Source organism: Alteromonas nitratireducens, from assembly GCF_040812025.1.
Lineage (GTDB): Bacteria > Pseudomonadota > Gammaproteobacteria > Enterobacterales > Alteromonadaceae > Alteromonas > Alteromonas nitratireducens.
The window spans coordinates 1-2,038 of sequence record NZ_JBFNPK010000039.1; the positions used below are offsets into that span (position 1 = coordinate 1).

Annotated in this window: 3 protein-coding genes; all 3 read right to left on the minus strand. The window is 39.7% G+C overall.

Annotation, left to right across the window (positions count from 1 at the left end):
• Positions 1-268 precede the first annotated feature (268 nt).
• A complete protein-coding gene (locus AB1N33_RS16580) occupies positions 269-670 on the minus strand; it encodes a putative four-helix membrane protein (protein ID WP_411272675.1) in 402 nt (133 codons plus the stop codon).
• A gap of 119 nt (positions 671-789) precedes the next feature.
• Positions 790-1,065: a HigA family addiction module antitoxin gene (locus tag AB1N33_RS16585; RefSeq protein WP_411272676.1), complete on the minus strand. Its 276-nt coding sequence runs from the start codon at positions 1,063-1,065 to the stop codon at positions 790-792.
• Between the two features lie 276 nt (positions 1,066-1,341).
• Positions 1,342-1,803 carry an Xre family toxin-antitoxin system antitoxin gene (locus tag AB1N33_RS16590; protein WP_411272677.1) on the minus strand — a complete coding sequence of 154 codons (462 nt, stop codon included), beginning with the start codon at positions 1,801-1,803 and terminating at the stop codon, positions 1,342-1,344.
• Positions 1,804-2,038: the final 235 nt, after the last annotated feature.

A 2,038-nucleotide genomic window follows, 5' to 3' on the forward strand; every position in this document is an offset into this window, starting at 1 on the left:
GCAGATATATTCGATTACGTTGAACGGTTCCATAATCCAAGAATGCGACGTAGACTTGCTAATCAAGACAAAAAGTTTACGTCTTTATTAAACCGTCCGTGAAAACGGGGTAGAACCCGAAACTCTTCATAGGCTATCTCTAGAAATAACTCTATGGATTAGGTTAAGTCTCGGTTACTTCTCCAACAATCGAGAAAAAGTGGATGAGAGATAAGAATTATTAAGTTGTGTTTTTTGTGTCCCAAAATGTCCAATACATGCACGTTGGTTAGGTTTGACGTAAAAATGTGAGGACAGCAAAGATTGAAACACCAAACTCAAAACCATGCTCATTTACTAGGTCTTGCCCGCCAAGCCATGTTGCAACAATTAAAAAGGGAGCGGCAATGAAAAATGTAGCTAAAGCATAGACAACTAATGGAAAAAACAAATCGTATAACAAGCTTTCCCTTTTTACTTTTTCACCGTTTTCTCGTCTTTCACACCATTCAACATACGAAGAAAATAGGAAATAATAAGAAAGGCAAATACATAGGACAGCGCCCAGAAACGTTAAAATAGGATCACTTCCACCGCTCGGGAAGTCATCAAATTTATCATTAAGAGCATATCTGTCGGCTATTGCGAATGGTGATATCAGCGTCAGAAAAATCGAGAAAGTCCTTTTCATCAAGAGTCCAAGGTGTTTCAGTATAATGAATAGCTAAATAATAGCTGATAAACAGCTAATTCTAAGGGCATATATTCTTTTTATTATCGAGTTACGCTGATATAGATAGCATTCTACTACTAGTTGCTTAGATCGGCAGCTTTATAAATATCATAGGCGATTTTATAGTTCATCCAAGCTGCAGAACTAATACCACTTACTAACTCTAGCTTTTTGGCCAATTCAAGGGTCAGGTCACAGTTGCAATTGATAAAGCATGAAAGTTGATTTGTGTTTATTCCAAGGCGCACAGCAATCTCATGCTGTGTGAGGGGTGATTTGTCAATGTATCGACGCTTTAAAACTTCGCCGGGATGTGGTCTATATAGATGTCCAGGACGAGAGTTTTTTTGCATACTTAGTGATTTAATAATGACGCTCCCCTTGTTATTAACCTCCCAGCTTAACTGATGGCCAATAACAGCCTAATGCGGCTTTTTAAGTTTTTGCGTCACAAAAGTATAGTGCTTTTTTGTCGTTGTGGGATCTGTTTTCAGAGAATTGGAGCGGCAAGATGCTAATCATTAGCACTTTTAGATATTCTAAGTCTCGTTACCCTGCATTTGAGAGAGTACATCTATTTTAGCAAGAACATCGTTGAAAAAACGGGTAGACATCGCGAAATACAAATATCAGGCAGCAAAGCCGTACTCAAGACCTCGGATAATTCTGCGAATGAGGTTTCGACCCGTCGCTATATCTATCACTGATGAAGGCTTCTCATTGTGAAATTGCATGTTGGGAGTATTTAGCCATAGTCTCCACCGCTCTATGCTTCCAAAATAAGCAAGGCCTGTATCCGTTAACTTGGCTATATCCAGCGCACTCTCACTAATTTGCGAATTAAGGGGCTTATTATCTTTAGCACATCGCTCTAATGTTTTGGTAGTTGTGTGCAGGTGTTTCGCGAGCATTCCTTTATTCCACAGCATAATTGTGCCGAGATGTCTTACTGTGTTAACTGGTAACCCATTTCTGATCACGCTGAGTTCATCAAGCAGGGAGGACTCTCTATTAACCTTCCCCCCAGAAACAATATTTACCACGTCGGGGGATGATCCTCTGTTTGGTTGCAGCGCTTTGAGAGACTTCATAGAACGACCTTTTGAAATAACTATCTCTTAATATAGAACTTAGCTGACGGAGCTATCAACGTTAACTATCTTTGTTTGTGACTAAAAGCCGAAGGTTACTCTCCATATGCTGCATCTGTAGTGGTCAATAAAACCCGGACACCATTTTAGCTAATTCTTCCGCTTTTGCCGGTGGTAGCCCATCGTTAAATTGATGCGGTCTTTCCCAGTTGTAATAATTCATCAGGTAATATCC

What these genes read in the sequence shown, in the direction of transcription:
- AB1N33_RS16580 (WP_411272675.1), bottom strand. Translation starts at nt 670, where the DNA reads ATGAAAAGGACTTTCTCGATTTTTCTGACGCTGATATCACCATTCGCA.
- AB1N33_RS16585 (WP_411272676.1), bottom strand. Translation starts at nt 1,065, where the DNA reads ATGCAAAAAAACTCTCGTCCTGGACATCTATATAGACCACATCCCGGC.
- AB1N33_RS16590 (WP_411272677.1), bottom strand. Translation starts at nt 1,803, where the DNA reads ATGAAGTCTCTCAAAGCGCTGCAACCAAACAGAGGATCATCCCCCGAC.